This window comes from Spirillospora sp. NPDC047418 (genome assembly GCF_040643275.1).
Classification (GTDB): Bacteria; Actinomycetota; Actinomycetes; order Streptosporangiales; family Streptosporangiaceae; genus Spirillospora.
On the sequence record NZ_JBEYTW010000026.1, the window covers coordinates 22,841 to 38,764 of the forward strand.

The window sequence follows — 15,924 nt, forward strand, 5'->3', positions numbered from 1 at the left end:
GGGGGAGCTGACAGGCGATTCGGAGAATCAGCGGTCCTTACAGATCGCTCTTCTCGGTCGGGTCGAGCAGGAAGCCGAGCTGGTCTTCGGTGGCGGCGCCGCGAAGGACCCAGACATCGTCGATCTGGCCGAGCCAGTTCTGGCCGGCGGGATAGGAGCCGTTGAGCTTGGCGCGTCCGAGCTGCAGTGAACTGATGGGCGAGAACACCCGGACGCCCTGGCGGTAGGGCACCGACGTGCCGTCCGCGGAGGCTTCCTTGAGGCCGTTCACGTACAGCGTGATCTCGGAATTGAAGCCGTCGAAGACGACCGCTAGGTGGTCCCACTCACCGTAGGCTCCCTGGTGGTAACTGACATTTCCGGCGGTGGTGGTCGTCGCGTTCGCCTGGTCACCCGAGGCGATGTCCAGGACGTAATGCCCCTTCGCGGCGTCGTACCGCACGGCGATGGCGCTGGTGCCGGTCCCCTCCAGGGCGAAGACGGTGCGGTCGTTCTCGGGGAACCCGGGGGTGAGCGCCCACAGGGCGACGGTGAAGCTCTCACCGGTGTTGATGACCGGCGCCTGCACGGAGGCGTAGTCGCCGTCCCCGCCGGGCAGGTCCAGCGCGCCGAGGGCGCCCTCCGACGCCATCACGATGTACTGGCCGTCCTGGTTCGTGACGGTGGCGCCGCCCGCGAGCGCCGCCGGGTGCCGGGCGGTGACCGGTGCGTCGTCCGGGGTCTGCCCGTTCGCGCCGGTGTTGAGGTGCCACAGACCGGTCACCTGGGACTTGACCGTCGACATCGCGTTCGCCTCGTCGGGCGTCACGATCCGGTCGTACATCTTGACATCGTCGATGGCGCCCTTGAAGTAGTAGCTCTCGCCATAGATGCCGTTCCACCTGAACCGTCCGATCTGTACCGGTCCGGCCCCGGTGTAGGCGGCGGGCTGGGCGGTGGTGGCCTGGAGCCTGCCGTTGACGTAGAGCTGGATGTGCTTCGCGACGTGGTCGTAGACGCCGACGAGGTGCGTCCACTGGCCGGCGGCGGGCGATGTGGTGCCGATCGCCCTGATCAGCGTCGCGTCGTCGACGGAGGCGTCCGACATGTAGAACATCCACCGGTCGTAGTACTCGGAGTAGTAGAGGACGAAAGCGCTGCCGCGCGTGCCCTCCTGGCTCACGACGACGCGGTTGTGGCTCTTGTCGTCCAGCCGGGCCCAGGCGGACACGGCGAAGCTCTTCGTCGTGTCCACGACCCCGCTCGCGGTGGCGGCGTAGCCGGTGCCGGGGAGGCCGGCCGCCTTACCGACAGCGCCCGGTTCCTGGTAGGTCACGGTCCCGCCGGTGGTCGCCGGGAAGCCGGGATCCGACGCGCTGTCCGCCAGTGCCGTCGCGCCGGCGGCGTCGTCCATCTTCCAGTGGGCCACGGGCGCGGACCCTTCGGTGACCCAGAACTGGTAGACGGCGGTCGAATGGTTGTTGAAGGCGTCCCATGCCATCACCTGGAGCTGGTTCACGCCGGAGTGGGCCGGGGCCGCCTGGATCGTCACCGTCCCGGCGGGCTTGGCGACGGCCGACCCGGCGGAGGGCGTCGTGTTGACCGCGTAGGCGTACTTGGTGACCCGTGTGTCGAAGGCCAGGTCGAACGCGCCGTAGCGGCCGACTCCGTTCGTGGGGGTGATCTCCGGCTGGGCCGGATCGAGTTCGGGGTAGGCGGTGGACGAGATCGACGGGGCGGGCAGCGCGGTGGGGTTGTAGACGAAGTAGCACTGGCTCGGCGACCCCGTCGACGCCCAGGGGCTCCAGACCCGCCCGTCGTAGACGCGGACGTCCCACCCGATCAGCACGTTCTGCGGGATCGCGGTCTGCGGGACCTGCACGGAGAACGACGACTTGTGCGATCCGGACGCCGAGTTCTTGATGATCGCGCCGCCCGGCGGCACCCACTCCTTCGCCTCGTCCGTCGCCGGGTCCGTCCAGCGGACCGCGAACTGGGCGGTCAGCTTCTCGCCCTCGACGCCGCCGCCGTCCGGGTCGGTCAGATCGGTCGCGTACAGCATCGGCGCCCGGTTGATCGACGCGGGGCTGCCCCACTGGTGGGCGGTGCACGAGCCGCCGGGGCTGAAACTCATCTGGCTCGCCCTGGGCTGCGGCGGCGCAGTGTTGTAGTTGACCTGCAGGTACCCGTTGCTGGAGAACTTCTTCCAGCCGTACTGGTCGTCCTCGTGGCCGGCCTTCAGGCCGAACGTCGTGTTCGACCAGCCCTTCTTGGCGGCGTCCTTGACCGCCGAGAGGACATTGAACCGCACGGCTCCGGCGGGGCAGGTGGAGTTGTACCCCTTGGCGACGTCACGGTAGGTCAGGTAGTCGGCCCAGTTGTCCTTGGTGGAGTTCCAGGTGGAGGACGCCCCGAATCCCGTGGTCCGGTAGATGTGCACCGAACGGCCGTCGCATGACGGGGCCCATGTCTCGTTGATGGCGAACTCGGCGCTGATGATGTCCTTGCCGATGAACGCGCTGGTCGGAATCCGGTAGAAGAGCCGCTTGACGTGGTCGCCATTGCAGTACGCGCCCGCCGGCGGCAGATCGACCGGGCACCGCCCCATTCCCATGGCCCCGGTGAAGTCGTACTCGTGCCATCCGTTGCTCGCCACCATGAGGTTGTGCGACGACTTCGGGGCGTAGTACTTCGGGTCGATGTAGACGGGGAACGCCGTGTCCGGCGAGGTCAGCATCGCCCGGTCGGGCCGCAGGGTCAGCTTGCCGCCGCCCACCTCGACCTTCATCGGCGCGACCCTGGACGCGTCGCCGGGCGCCTTCGCGAGCGCCGCGCTGACGGGCGCGGGCTTGGACGGCGATGCGGACGGGGACGTGGACGTGGACGTGGATGCGGGCGGCGGCGCGGACGGGGCGCTCGCACTCCGCTGCTTCTGCTGCGGCGTGGCCGAGTCCCACATCTTCGGCGCCTTCGCCTGGAAGACCGTCCCGCCGGTCGCGGCGTCGGAGATCGTCTGGTTGCCCTCGGCATCGGTCGTGGTCTTCAGCCCCTGGGCCGACAGGCCGAGGTTCAACTCGGCCAGCTCGGGGTTCCGCGCCGCCTCCGGGGTGCGCACCACGAGGACGTGCGTGAAGCCGTCGGCGTCGGCGCGCAGCCGCAGGTCCACGTCCGGCAGGACGGACGCGTACACCGCGGTGTCGCCCTCGATGCGGGGTGCGGGCAGCGGTGCCGGCCAGGTGAGGGAGATCGTGCGGCCGGCGCGCGTCATGGACGCCATCGGCCCGCTGCCGCCGGGCGAGAAGGTGAGGCCGACGGTCGAGACCTCCGGGTGGATCCCGTCGCGTTCCGTCCGCAAGTCCGTGTCGATGGCGGCCCATCGCCCGTCCTTCAGGGTCCGTACCGGCTGCAGGTGTTCGCGGGCGAGGAGACTGCCGTCGGGCTGGGCGAACACCTCGCGCGTCTCGCCCCGCTTGGACAGGACCTCGACCGGTGAACCCGACTTTCGCGCCGCGGCCAGCGCCGCGCTTTCGGTGATCTGCCCGCCGTCCTCTTCCGCGTGCACCGGAGGCGTCGCCGCCGCCATTGGCAGAAGGCCGAGCACCAGGGTCAGCGCGCATCCCGCCGAAAGAGAACGAGACGGCTTTCGAAGAAGGCCGGCGCGCATTGTGCGGCGGCGACCGGCATCGGCATCTCGACGGGCCAATCTGCACCTCTCGGCGTATTCACGTGGAAAAGCGGCCTTAACGTAACCCAGAGATCAACTCAACGAAAGGGTGCGGATATGGAGAAAAATGTGAGCCACATCACATCGTGACCGCGTCAACCGGCGGGCACCGCGACACGTCCTTCAATGCCTTTTCGCGGCGACGGTCGGTAATGGCGCTTACCGATTTCCGTGATCCCGGGCGCGAGGCGGGAGGCGGGGGTGCGGCGTGGGGCACTCCACCCCCCGGGGGCCTTGATGAGACTCCAGTCTCATGTTAGAACGTGTTCTAGATCTGATCCCAAGCAAGCGCTCAGTTCAGGGACTGGCCGCGTTCCGGCACGAAGGGTGTTCCATGGCACTTGCGACGTCCACCATCGCCTCCACCGAGCGGGCGTTCCGCGCACCCGAGATCGACGTGATCGATCCGGGCGTGTACGAGCGCGGGGGCATCCCGCACCGGCAGTTCCAGTGGCTGCGCGACAACGATCCGGTGCACTGGCACCAGGACCCCAACGACGGCGTCCCCGGGTTCTGGGCGGTGACCCGGCACGAGGACGTGGTGTCGGTGTCGCGGCGCGCCAACCCCTACTCCTCGCACGAGCGGACGGCGATGTTCGAGGAGTTCTCCTCCGACGACATCGCCATGTACGGGCAGATGATGCTCTTCCAGGACCCGCCGGACCACACGCGGCTGCGCGCCATCGTGAACAAGGGGTTCACGCCGCGGATGATCGGCCGGCTCGAGGACCACATCCGCAAGATCTGCAACGAGCTGATCGACGAGGCGGCGCCGCTCGGCGAGTGCGACTTCGTGGAGAGGTTCGCCGCGCCGCTGCCGCTCTACACGATCTGCGAGCTGCTCGGCGCGCCACTGCAGGACCGGGAGAAGATCTTCCACTGGTCGAACAAGCTCGTCGCGTTCAACGACCCCGAGTTCATCGGGGGGCGCGAGGAGTCGACGCTGTGCGCCGCCGAGTTCGCCGAGTGGGGCGGGCAGCTCGCGGCGGCGCGGGAGTCGACGCCGCGCGACGACATCGTGACCAAGCTGCTCACGCCGGACGCCGACGGCTCCCGGGTGAGCCTGGAGGAGTTCCAGCTGTTCGTGATCATGCTGTCGATCGCCGGGAACGAGACCACCCGGACGGCGACCGCGGGCGGCATGCTGGCCTTCTTCGAGCGGCCCGACCAGTGGGAGCGGCTGCGCGCCGACCGGAGCCTGCTGCCGAAGGCGGTCGAGGAGATCGTCCGCTGGGTGAGCCCGATCAACCAGTTCCGCCGGACGGCCCTCGTCGACACCGAGCTGGGCGGCGCGCAGATCAAGGCCGGCGACAAGGTCGTGCTGTTCTACGGCTCGGCCAACCGGGACGAGCGGGTGTTCGAGAACCCCTACAGCTTCGACGTGGGGCGCGACCCGAACCCGCACATCGGATTCGGCGGCGGCGGTCCGCACTACTGCCTCGGAACCCACCTCGCGCGGATGAACCTGCGGATCATCTTTGAGACGATCCTCGAGCGGATGCCAGACATCCGGCTCGCCGGGGAGCCCCGCCGGCTCCGGTCCAACTTCGTCAACGGCTACAAGGAGATCCCGGTGAGCTTCACACCGTCCGCCCCGCTCGGGGGCTGACGGCGTCTGCGGACGAGGAGGTTCGAGGCGATGACCACCACCCCTGCTCCCGACATCGAACTGGTCGACCCCGGCGCGTACGAGCGCGGCGGCATCCCGCACGAGCAGCTGACGTGGCTGCGCGAGCACGATCCGGTGCACTGGCACCACGGCGACCCGGGCCGGGGCTACCCGCCGTTCTGGGCGGTCACCCGGCACGAGGACGTCGTGCACGTGTCGCGGCATCCGGAGGTGTTCTCGTCGTGGCGGCGGCTCGCGCTGTTCGACGAGCCGGAGGAGGAGCATCTCGTCCTGCAGCGGATGATGATGCTCAACCAGGATCCGCCGGAGCACTCGCGCAAGCGGAGCATCGTCAACCGGGGGTTCACCCCGCGCGCGATCGGCGCGCTGGCGGAGCACATCCGCGACATCTGCCGCAAGCTCGTCGCGGAGACCGTGGAGCGGGGGGCGGACGCCGACTTCGTCCGGGATCTGGCGGCGCCGCTGCCGCTGTACGTGATCTGCGAGCTGCTGGGCGCCCCGCCGCAGGACCGGGAGAAGATCTTCACCTGGTCCAACACGCTGATCGGCGGGGACGACCCGGAGTTCCAGCGGACGCCGGAGGAGGGCCAGGCGGCGGCGACGGAGCTGTACGCGTACGCCAACGTCCTGGCCGCCGACCGGCGGGAGAACCCGCGCGAGGACATCGTCACGAAGCTGCTCCAGCCCGACGCCGGCGGCGAGGTGCTGTCCGGGGACGAGTTCGAGCTGTTCATCATGCTGCTGTCGGTCGCCGGGAACGAGACGACCCGGAACGCGGCGACCGGCGGCATGCTCGCGCTGCTGGAGCACCCCGGGCAGTGGGCGCGGCTGCGCGCGGACCGGGCGCTGGTGCGCACCGCGGCGGACGAGATCGTCCGCTGGGTCACCCCGGTCAACCTGTTCCGGCGGACCGCCGTCCGGGACGTCGAACTCCGCGGCAAGAAGATCAAGGAGGGCGACAAGGTCGTCGTCTTCTACTCGTCCGCCAACCGCGACGAGGCCCTGTTCGCCGACCCGTGGACGTTCGACGTCGGCCGGGACCCGAACCCCCACCTGGGCTTCGGCGGCGGGGGCCCGCACTTCTGCCTGGGCTCCCACCTGGCCCGACTTGAGCTGAGTGTGCTCTTCGAAACACTTTTGGACACGGTGCCCAATATTGAACTCAGCGGTAACGTTCGCAGGCTAAGGTCTAGTTTCATCAACGGCATTAAGGAGATGCCGGTACGCGTGCGACCGGCGTCCCTCGACTGACGGGAGTGGTCCGTGGGCAGGGTCTGGCGTGGCTGAGGCAGGCGAGGCGGGCGGCTCATCGCCCTCGGATCCGCTGCGGGTGGCCCTGCTCTCGTACCGGAGCAAGCCGCACTGCGGCGGCCAGGGGGTCTACCTCCGGCATCTGAGCCGGGAGCTGGTCGATCTCGGCCACCGGGTCGAGGTGATCTCCGGCCAGCCCTACCCCGAGCTGGACCGGGACGAGATCACCCTCACCAAGCTGCCCAGCCTGGACCTGTACCGGGACGAGGACCCCTTCCGCACCCCGGGCCTCGGCGAGTTCCGCGACTGGGTCGACGTGCTGGAGTTCGCGCACATGAAGACGGGCGGCTTCCCCGAGCCGCTGACGTTCTCGGTGCGCGCGCTGCGGCTGCTCAAGCGGCGCCGCCGCGACTTCGACGTCGTGCACGACAACCAGGTCCTCGGGCTCGGCAACCTCGGCATCGGCCGGCTCGGGCTGCCGCTGGTGACGAGCATCCACCACCCGATCAGCGTGGACCGGCGGATCGAGATCGAGACGGCGCGCGGCATCAAGCAGAAGCTCGGCAAGCGCCGCTGGTACGGGTTCGTCGCGATGCAGGCCCAGGTGTCGCGGCGGATCGGTCCCGTGCTGACGGTGTCGGAGTCGTCCAAGGTCGACATCGTCAAGGACTTCAAGGTCGACCCGCGCGACATCGAGATCCTGCCGCTCGGCGTCGACACCCGCATCTTCCACCCGCGCGGCGAGCGCGTCCCGGGCCGCATCGTGGCGATGGCCAGCGCGGACGCGCCGATCAAGGGCGTGGACGTGCTGCTGCACGCGGTCGCCAAGGTCGCCACCGAGCGGGACGTCCACGTCATCGTCGTCAGCAAGCCGCAGAAGGACGGCCCGACCGAGAAGCTCGTGCGGGAACTGGCGCTCGGCGACCGGGTGAAGTTCGTCAGCGGCATCAGCGACGGCGAGCTGGGCGACCTGCTGGCGTCGGCGGAGATCGCCGTCGTCCCGTCCCGCTACGAGGGGTTCTCGCTGCCCGCCGTGGAGCACATGGCGTCCGGGACGCCGCTGGTCGCGAGCCGCGCCGGCGCGCTGCCCGAGGTCGTCGGCGACGCCGGCGTCCTCGTCCAGCCCGGCGACGTGGAGGAACTCGCCGCGACCCTGCACCGCCTGCACGACTCCCCCGAGGAGCGGGCGAAGGCCGGTGCCGCGGGGCTCGCGCGCGTCCAGGAGCGCTTCGCCTGGCCGGCCGTGGCGTCGGCCACCGTGGAGCACTACCGGGCCGCGATCGCCCAGCAGAACTACCGGCGGCTGGCCGCCGGGGGCAACTGAGGGAACGTCCGCCGGACGTCCTGCGCATGGAAGGAGCACGACCCTGCTGACCGTGGATTTCCAGCGGTTCCGCGTCACTCCCGGAGACCGCGTCCTCGACATGGGATGCGGTGCCGGACGGCACGCCTTCGAGCTGTACCGCCGGGGTGCGCACGTTGTGGCCTTCGACATGGACGCGGGCGAGCTCGACGGCGTCGAGAAGATGTTCGGGGCCATGCGCCTCGCCGACGAGGTGCCCGCGGACGCGACCGCCGAGACCGTGCAGGGTGACGCGCTCGACCTGCCGTTCCCCGACGACCACTTCGACGCGATCATCGCGTCGGAGGTGCTGGAGCACATCCCCGACGACATGCGGGCGATGCGCGAGCTGCTGCGCGTCCTGAAGCCCGGCGGCAGGCTCGCGGTGACGGTGCCGAGCTGGCTGCCCGAGCGGGTGTGCTGGGCGCTGTCGGAGGACTACCACACCGCCCCCGGCGGGCACGTGCGGATCTACACGCGCGCCGAGCTGGAGGCCAAGCTGAAGTCGATCGGCTTCAGGGTCGGCGGCCACCACCACGCGCACGGCCTGCACGCCCCGTACTGGTGGATCAAGTGCGCGGTCGGGGTGGACAACGACGGCAACCCGCTCGCCAAGGCCTACCACCAGGTCCTCGTCTGGGACATCATGAAGCGGCCGCTCGCGACGCGGCTCGCCGAGCGGGTGATGAACCCGCTGATCGGCAAGAGCGTCGTCGTGTACTTCGCCAAGCCCGCGGTGCCGGGCACGCCCGCGACCCCGGCCAAGGAGACGGCGGATGCGGTCTGAGACCGTTCCGCCCTCGGTTCCCGGAGTGCTGACGCCGGACGACGTCGTCGCGACGGCGCGCAGCATCGCGGCGCAGCAGGAGGCGTCCGGCGCCATCCCGTGGTTCTCGCCGGTGGGCGGCGTGCCCGGCCACGTGGACGCCTGGAACCACGTCGAGGCGGCGATGGCGCTGACCGTCGCCGGGTTCGGCGCGGAGGCGAGGCGCGCCTACGAGTGGCTGCGGGGCGTCCAGCGGCCGGACGGGTCCTGGCCCGCCAAGTGGGTGCTGGGCGAGGTGACCGAGCCGGGCGGCGAGTCCAACCACGCCGCCTACGTCGCGGTCGGCGTCTGGCACGAGCTGCTGGCGACCGGGGACGAGGGCTTCGCGCGGCACATGTGGCCGGCGGTGCGGCGGGCGATCGACTTCACGCTCGGGCTGCAGACCCGGCGCGGGGAGATCATCTGGATCCGGCTGGCGGACGGCGAGCCGTCCGACCACGCGCTGCTGACCGGCTGCTCGTCGATCTACCAGTCGCTGCGCTGCGCGGTCGCGCTGGCCGAGCACCTCGGCGAGCCGCAGCCGGAGTGGGAGCTGGCCGCCGACCAGCTCGGGCACGTGGTGGCCGCGCATCCGGAGGCGTTCGCCGACAAGTCCCGCTGGTCGATGGACTGGTACTACCCGGTGCTCGGCGGCCCGCTGCGCGGCGCCGCCGCGGCGCGCCGGTTCGGCGAGCAGTGGGACACCTTCGTCGTGCCGGGCCTCGGCTGCCGCTGCGTGTCGGACCAGCCGTGGGTGACGGCGGCGGAGAGCTGCGAGCTGGTGCTGGCGCTGGACGCGTCCGGCGACCGCGAGCGGGCGCTGGAGCTGTTCACCACCGTCCAGCACCTGCGGCACGAGGACGGCTCGTACTGGACGGGCTGGCAGTTCGAGAACGAGCGGCACTTCCCCGGGGACCGGTCCACCTACACGGCGGCCGCGGTGATCCTCGCGGCCGACGCGCTGGCGGACGCGACCCCCGCCTCCCGGATCTTCAAGGAGATCGCGGGCCGGCCGCTGGGCCCCTCGGAGGCGTCCGACCCGCTGGCGTGCGGCTGCGCCCTAGTCGCAGCCCGCTAGTCGTTCATCTGCGGCGTGTTGTTGTTATCAGCGGTCTCAAAACAACAACACGCCGCAGATCAACGGAGGGGGTCTGCGTCCGTGGTGCGTTCCAGGACGCGTAGGGAGCCCTCCGTCCGGCGCTCCTCGAACGCGCCGCTCCCCAGGGCGCGCAGGTAGAGGTGGTAGGGGGCCTGGCCGCCGTCCTTCGGGTCGGGGAAGACGTCGTGGATGGCGAGGGCCCCGCCCAGGGCGACGTGCGGGGCCCAGCCCTCATAGTCGGCCTGCGCGTGCTCCTCGGCGTGCCCGCCGTCGATGAACAGCAGCGCCAGGGGCGTCCGCCAGAAGGCCGACACGGTGCGCGACTGGCCGACGATGGCGACGACCTCGTCCTCCAGGCCGGCGGCGCCGATCGTCTTGCGGAACACGGGCAGCGTGTCCATCCGGCCGGTGCTCGGGTCGACCAGGGACGGGTCGTGGTACTCCCAGCCCGCCTGGTTCTCCTCCGAGCCGTGGTGGTGGTCGACGGTGACCAGGACCGTCCCCGCCGCCCTCGCCGCGGCCCCCAGGTAGACGGCGGACTTGCCGCAGTACGTGCCGACCTCGAGCATGGGCCCCGCCGACGCGAGGCGGGCCCCGTAGTCCAGCGCCGCCTCGTACAGGGCGCGGCCCTCGTCCTCCGGCATGAAGCCCTTGGCCATGCGCGCCGCGCGCCGCAGGTCCGCGGGCATCGCGGGGGTGGTCTGGGCGGTCGTCCCCGGTTCGGTGGACGCCTTGGTGTGGGTCATCGCTCTCCTCCGTCGGGGCACCCTACTATCCGGTCTCCGCGCGGTGAGACCCGAGTCTTGCCCAGCCAGACTGGAACGTGTTCTACTTTCGGGGGCGAGCGGCCCGTTCCGAACTCGGTTCGGTAAATTGGCGGTGACGGTTGATCCTCAAAGGAGCAGACGATGAGAGTACGAGTCGACCCGCTGGTGTGCGAGGCGAACGCCGTGTGCGTCGGGCTCGCGCCGGAGGTCTTCGACCTGAACGATGACGACGAGCTCCAGATCCTCCAGCCGGACGTCCCGCCGGAGGAGCAGGACCGCGTCCGGCACGCGGTGCGGTCGTGCCCGAAGGCCGCGCTGACGATCGAGGAGTAGGACTCCGCTTTCCCCCCGTCATGGCGCGGCCGGGCCCTCCCCGCCCGTATCATCCTTGGGTGATCAACGGTCTGGGGACGGTCCTGGCCGCCGCGGCGCTCGCCGCACCACTGCTCCCGGTGCCGGCCCAGGCGGCGGCGCGGCCCGTCCGCATCCGCGACGTCCAGGGCGCCGCGCACATCTCCCCGCTGAACGGGCGCGGGGTCGCCCAGGTCCCCGGCGTCGTCACCGCGCTGACCGGCAACGGGTTCTGGATGCAGGACCCGCACCCCGACAAGAAGGCCGCGACGTCCGAGGGCGTGTTCGTCTACACCGGGAAGCGGCCGGGCGCGGCCGTCGGCGACGCGGTCCGGGTGAACGGCAGGGTCGGCGAGTTCCGGCCCGGCGGCGCGAAGTCCGGCGGGCTGAGCCGCACCGAGATCGACGCCACCGCCGTCACCGTCGCCGCGCACGGGCGGCCGCTGCCGCCGCCCGCCGTCCTCGGCGGCCGGGGCGGGCTCCGGGCGCCCGGCAGCGTGGTCGACCGCGGGCACGGCAACGTCGAGCGGGGCGGCGCGTTCGATCCCCGCCGCGACGCCATCGACTTCTACGAGGCCCTCGAAGGGATGCGGATCGAGATCCGCGACGCCGTCGCGGTCGGGCCGACCCGGTACGGCGAACTCCCGGTGCTGCCCGCGAACGGCGCCGGGGCCGCCGTGCGGACGAGGCGCGGCGGCATCCTGCTCCGCGACCGCGACCCGAACCCCGAGCGGGTCGTCCTGGACGACGCGCTCGCACCGCTGCCCGGCCTGACCGTCGGCGACCGGCTGCCCGGCGCGAACCAGGGCGTCCTCGACTACTCCTACGGCGACTACAAGCTGCTGCTCACCGCGACCCCGCGCCATACGGCCGGCGGGCTGCGCCAGGAGGCGACGCGCGCGCAGCGGGCCGGGGAGATGGCCGTCGCCACCGCCGGGCTGGACGGCCTGAACCCCGACGCGCCGCCCGCCCGCTTCACCGCGCTCGCCGACGACATCGTGCACGGCCTGCGCTCCCCCGACCTCATCGCGGTCACCGGCGTCGGCGACAACAGCGGCCCGGACGACGACGGCACCGTCGCCACCGACCAGACCGTCGCACAGCTGATCACCGCGATCAGCGCGGCGGGCGGCCCCGCCTACGACTGGCGCTCGGTCGACCCGCGCGACAACGCCGACGGCGGCGAGGACGGCACCAACGAGCGGGCCGGGTTCCTCTTCCGCACCGACCGGGGCCTGGCGTTCGTCGACCGCCCCACGCCGGGCGAGCCGGTCCCGGACGAGCCGCCCGACCGGCCGGACCCGGCCGTCACCGCGGTCAAGGCCGTCCGGCGCGGCGGCACCGCCGCGCTGACCCTGAGCCCCGGCCGGATCGCGCCCCGCGACGCCGCCTGGGCGAGCACGCACAAGCCGCTCGCCGGGGAGCTGACCTGGAAGGGCCGCCGCGTCATCGTCATCGCGAACCGGTGGTACCCGCGCACCGGCGACGACGACCCGCTGTTCGGCCGGCGGCAGCCGCCGTCCCGGCCCACCGAGTGGCGCCGCGACGCGCAGTCCCGCGCGGTGGCGGGCTTCGTGAACTCGGTCCGCAGGGCCGACGCGAACGCGAACGTGATCGTCGCGGGCGGGCTCAACACGGGCGGGACGTCCATCCCCGTCCAGAACCTCACCACGACCGCCGGGCTCACCGACCTCTCCGCGCGGCTGCCCGCTGGCGACCGCTACACCGCGGTGACCGCGGGCAACTCCGAGGACCTCGACCACATCCTGCTCAGCCGGTCGCTGAGCAAGCGCAGGCACGAGTTCGACATCGTGCACCGCAGCGCGGAGTTCGCCGCGCGGGCCGGTGAGCGCGACCCGGCCGTGGTCCGCATCGACATGTCCGGAAAGTAGGCCGCTCCCCCGATTTGGGAGATACCAAAAAGATCGTCATGGCATGTCCTGGAATGCCACCGGTGTTTTTCCCGCGTGCGGCGGGGCAGCGACGGATCGTCACACCCCCCATCCGGAGGAGACGCCGTCCATGGCGACCCGATATAGACCGCACATCAGCCTGCTCACGCTCATCTACCTCGTCATCGGCGTGTTCATCGCCTGGGACCGCGGCTACATCGACGAGGGCCTCGTCGAGCGCATCGTCAGCGCCCTGCTGGCCATATTCCTGTGGGTCCTCGTCCTGCTGGGCGTCGACTTCCACATCAACTTCTGACCCCCCGAACTGGGCGCGGGCCGTCCCCAGTCCCCGCCACGGGACGGCCCGTGTCCGCCACGACAGATGCACATCGCGTTCCGGTCATAGACCGCACAGTGCCCCAGAGGTTACGTTCCGCTCATGACGAAAAAAGACTGCAGTTGCGGACATGGCGGCGGATGCTCGTGCCCGAAGGGCTGCTCCTGCGGCTGCAACGGCTGACCTAGTCTGACGTCTCCCTACTTCGGGACCGGGGCGCGCCAGAAGGTCGGTGCTCCGTCGTCGGTGCCCGTGGCGAGCACGTTCGCGCCCATGGTGGCCAGCGTGGCGAGCCGCTGGTCGCCGGGGCCGGTGAGCCCGCCGACGTCGAGGCGGCGCCAGGTCGTCCCGTCGGCGGACGCCAGGACGGCCGCGTCGCTCTTCGTGCCCGCGGTCAGGATGAAGCCCTGCGGGGTCGACGCGATGGCCGTGGCGGTCAGGCCGGGGCCGACGTTGCGCTGCGTCCACGTCGCGCCCGCGTCGGTGGACACCAGCGCGACGGCGCCCGCCGAGATCGCGACGAGGGTGCCGCCGCGGGCGGCGACCTGGGTGAGCGGTGCGGTGAAGCCCGGCGGCAGCTTGGCCGGCGTCCACTTCGCGGCGTCCGGTGACGTCCAGATGGCGGGCGCCTTGCCGCGGGCGCCGACCGCCACGTACGTCTTGCCCGCCGCGGTCACGTCGGCCGGGGTGCCGTCGAGGGGGGCGCGCGTCCAGGTCCGGAGGTCGGTGGAGCGCCAGGCCGAGCGGTCCCCGACCGCGACGTAGCCGGACGGTCCCGCGGCGGCGGCCACCGGCGGCGGCCCGGCGGGGAACGCGATCTTCTGCCAGGCGAGGCCGTCCTGCGAGGTCATCGCCAGCGGCGCGGGCGACGTGCCGGACGCCCGGCCCACGGCCAGCCAGCCGGCGGTGCCGTGCACGGCGTCCGCGAGCCGTCCGGGTGTGGCGGGGAGCTGGGCCCGCGCCCACTGGACGCCGTCGGGGGCCGTCCAGATCGCGGCGCCGCCGTTGGTGCTGCCGGCCGCGACCGCGAGCCCCGGGCCGGCGGTCAGCGACCCGACCGTGCGTTCCGCGCGGACGGCGCCCGGCACGGTGCGCAGGTCGACGCCGTGCAGGTAGGCGTCGTCGCCCTGCCATCCCGAGACGGAGACCTTGCCCAGGCCGACACCCGCCAGGCCGCTGATCCGCACGCCCGCCGGAATGCTCCCGCCGGCCTCCCAGGTGCGGCCATCGGCGCTGTTCAGGATCGCGCGGGTGCCCTTCGCGCCGCGCACGATGACGGCGAGGCCGCCCTCCGTGCCGTCGAAACGCTCGATGCCGGACCCGCCGAAGCGGCTCGCGACCTGCCACTTCTGGCCGTCGGCCGAGGTGAACAGCACCCCGTACCGTGCGGTCTTGCGATGCTTCTTGCGCCCGGTCGTCCGCCTGCCCTCGCGGACGGTCGCGAACGAGCCGCCGCTGGTCACCGTCAGGCCCTTCGTGGGCCCGTAGGAGCCCTGCGCCTGGGGGACGTTCGCGGCGGTCCACGTCCGGCCGCCGTCCACCGACCGCCACATGCCGTCGGCGCGGACCGTCCGGGTGACCTTCTTCTTGCCCTTCTTCGCGGTGACCTTCCTGGCGTAGGTGCCGTGGGCCAGGACGACGTTCCCGGCGACCGCCACATGGTCGAGGCCGATGATCCCCTTGAGGCCGTCGATACGCTGCCACGTCCGGCCGTCGCCGGAACTCCAGGTGACGGCGCGGCCCTTCGACGTGCCCACGGCGAGGAAGCCGTGGTCCGTGTAGACCAGGTCGTTCACCCGGTCGGACGGTGTGAAGCCCGCGCCGGCCGGACGCCGCGTCCAGGTCTTGGCGTTCTCGCTCGTCCACTCCACCGTGGCGCCGGCGGGGGTACGGCCGAGGGCCACCCAGTGGCCGGTCCAGCCGGTGACGAGCTGCGGCGCCTCACCGGCCGGGGGTGTCGAGCCGTCCTGCGTGCGGACCTCCGCGAGCTTCCAGCTGCCGCCCCTGTCAGTGGAGACCAGGAAGCGCGCCCGCGCCCGTCCCGGCGTGCCGTCGCCCTCGGTGCCCGCCGCGACGACCGTCGAGCCCGTGGAGGTGATGGTGGTGAGGTCCTGGACGAGGCCGTCGGTGGTGGCGGCCGGGTCGAGGGCGAACAGCTCGTCCGCCGCGACGGGGCCCTGGATGTCCGGCTCGGTCGGCGCCTCCGCGCGCTGCGACACCGCGACGATCGTCCCGGCGGCGACCAGCACGAGCCCGGCCCCGACCGCCGCCCGGGCCCGGAGCCGCCGCCACAGCACCGGCTTCGCGGCCGGCTGCGGCGCGGGCTTCGGCGGCCCGGCGACCAGCACGTCCCCGGGATCGGGCTTCGCGGCCTTCGGCTTCTTCTTCGCCGCGGGCTTGGACTTGGACTTGGCGGGCTTCGTCTCCTCCGGCGGGCTCTCGACCCGAACCACGTTGCGGCTCGCGCTGCGGCTCGCGTTACGGCTCTCCGCCGGCTCGGCCGCCTCGCGGGGCGGGGCGCCGTGGCCCCAGCTCAGCCCGGCCGCCCGCCATGCCTCGGAGGCGCGCTGCCAGGGCGACAGGGTCGCGCGCAGGCCGGCGACGTCGCCCGCGACGCCGAAGGTCAGCCGTCGCCGGACTTCGCGGGAGCCCGCCGGTCCGTCCTCGGCCGTCCGCGGGGCCTCGTCCTGCTCCGGGGTCCTCGCCGTCACACGCGCTCCTTCACGGTCCTGTCGGACCACCATCAA

Annotated in this window: 11 protein-coding genes; 8 read left to right on the forward strand and 3 right to left on the reverse strand. The window is 71.9% G+C overall.

Annotated features, from left to right (window positions below; genetic code table 11):
• Positions 1-37 precede the first annotated feature (37 nt).
• Positions 38-3,562 carry a LamG-like jellyroll fold domain-containing protein gene (locus ABZ806_RS18375; RefSeq protein ID WP_500218498.1) on the reverse strand — a complete coding sequence of 1,175 codons (3,525 nt, stop codon included), beginning with the start codon at positions 3,560-3,562 and terminating at the stop codon, positions 38-40.
• Positions 3,563-4,037: 475 nt separating this feature from the next.
• Between ABZ806_RS18375 and ABZ806_RS18380 the strand changes: the two genes are divergently transcribed.
• From ABZ806_RS18380 to ABZ806_RS18400, 5 genes are read left to right on the forward strand one after another with little or no spacing between them, the layout of a single operon-like run.
• On the forward strand, positions 4,038-5,312 hold the full coding sequence (locus ABZ806_RS18380; RefSeq protein WP_500218499.1) for a cytochrome P450: 1,275 nt from the start codon (positions 4,038-4,040) through the stop codon (positions 5,310-5,312).
• Between the two features lie 30 nt (positions 5,313-5,342).
• On the forward strand, positions 5,343-6,584 hold the full coding sequence (locus ABZ806_RS18385; RefSeq protein WP_500218500.1) for a cytochrome P450: 1,242 nt from the start codon (positions 5,343-5,345) through the stop codon (positions 6,582-6,584).
• 28 nt (positions 6,585-6,612) lie between these two features.
• The gene (locus ABZ806_RS18390; protein WP_500218501.1) at positions 6,613-7,908 is read left to right on the forward strand and encodes a glycosyltransferase family 4 protein; all 1,296 of its coding nucleotides are present in this window, start codon (positions 6,613-6,615) and stop codon (positions 7,906-7,908) included.
• A 43-nt stretch (positions 7,909-7,951) separates the two neighbouring features.
• The gene (locus tag ABZ806_RS18395) at positions 7,952-8,713 is read left to right on the forward strand and encodes a class I SAM-dependent methyltransferase (RefSeq protein WP_500218569.1); all 762 of its coding nucleotides are present in this window, start codon (positions 7,952-7,954) and stop codon (positions 8,711-8,713) included.
• Positions 8,703-9,809 (forward strand): prenyltransferase, encoded by a 1,107-nt coding sequence (locus tag ABZ806_RS18400; protein WP_500218502.1) that lies wholly within the window; start codon positions 8,703-8,705, stop codon positions 9,807-9,809. Before ABZ806_RS18395 ends, ABZ806_RS18400 begins: the two co-directional genes overlap by 11 nt.
• A 59-nt stretch (positions 9,810-9,868) precedes the next feature.
• Here ABZ806_RS18400 and ABZ806_RS18405 read toward each other — a convergent pair whose 3' ends face one another.
• Positions 9,869-10,576: a class I SAM-dependent methyltransferase gene (locus ABZ806_RS18405; protein ID WP_500218503.1), complete on the reverse strand. Its 708-nt coding sequence runs from the start codon at positions 10,574-10,576 to the stop codon at positions 9,869-9,871.
• Positions 10,577-10,738: 162 nt separating this feature from the next.
• On the opposite strand from ABZ806_RS18405, the gene ABZ806_RS18410 reads away from it, so the two are divergent.
• The 3 genes from ABZ806_RS18410 to ABZ806_RS18420 all read left to right on the forward strand — a co-directional run bounded on the left by ABZ806_RS18410 (position 10,739) and on the right by ABZ806_RS18420 (position 13,156).
• Positions 10,739-10,930, forward strand: a complete 192-nt coding sequence (locus tag ABZ806_RS18410; RefSeq protein WP_131939961.1) for a ferredoxin — start codon at positions 10,739-10,741, stop codon at positions 10,928-10,930.
• 59 nt (positions 10,931-10,989) lie between these two features.
• Positions 10,990-12,840 carry a DUF8508 domain-containing protein gene (locus ABZ806_RS18415; protein WP_500218504.1) on the forward strand — a complete coding sequence of 617 codons (1,851 nt, stop codon included), beginning with the start codon at positions 10,990-10,992 and terminating at the stop codon, positions 12,838-12,840.
• Positions 12,841-12,970: 130 nt separating this feature from the next.
• Positions 12,971-13,156 carry a hypothetical protein gene (locus ABZ806_RS18420; RefSeq protein WP_500218505.1) on the forward strand — a complete coding sequence of 62 codons (186 nt, stop codon included), beginning with the start codon at positions 12,971-12,973 and terminating at the stop codon, positions 13,154-13,156.
• 221 nt (positions 13,157-13,377) lie between these two features.
• Here the strand turns inward: ABZ806_RS18420 and ABZ806_RS18425 are convergent, their stop codons facing one another.
• Positions 13,378-15,888: a hypothetical protein gene (locus tag ABZ806_RS18425; RefSeq protein ID WP_500218506.1), complete on the reverse strand. Its 2,511-nt coding sequence runs from the start codon at positions 15,886-15,888 to the stop codon at positions 13,378-13,380.
• Between the last annotated feature and the right edge of the window lie 36 nt (positions 15,889-15,924).

Excerpts from the sequence above, each read along its gene's own strand:
- ABZ806_RS18375 (WP_500218498.1), bottom strand. The coding sequence starts at position 3,562 with ATGGCGGCGGCGACGCCTCCGGTGCACGCGGAAGAGGACGGCGGGCAG.
- ABZ806_RS18380 (WP_500218499.1), top strand. The coding sequence starts at position 4,038 with ATGGCACTTGCGACGTCCACCATCGCCTCCACCGAGCGGGCGTTCCGC.
- ABZ806_RS18385 (WP_500218500.1), top strand. The coding sequence starts at position 5,343 with ATGACCACCACCCCTGCTCCCGACATCGAACTGGTCGACCCCGGCGCG.
- ABZ806_RS18400 (WP_500218502.1), top strand. The coding sequence starts at position 8,703 with ATGCGGTCTGAGACCGTTCCGCCCTCGGTTCCCGGAGTGCTGACGCCG.
- ABZ806_RS18405 (WP_500218503.1), bottom strand. The coding sequence starts at position 10,576 with ATGACCCACACCAAGGCGTCCACCGAACCGGGGACGACCGCCCAGACC.
- ABZ806_RS18410 (WP_131939961.1), top strand. The coding sequence starts at position 10,739 with ATGAGAGTACGAGTCGACCCGCTGGTGTGCGAGGCGAACGCCGTGTGC.
- ABZ806_RS18420 (WP_500218505.1), top strand. The coding sequence starts at position 12,971 with ATGGCGACCCGATATAGACCGCACATCAGCCTGCTCACGCTCATCTAC.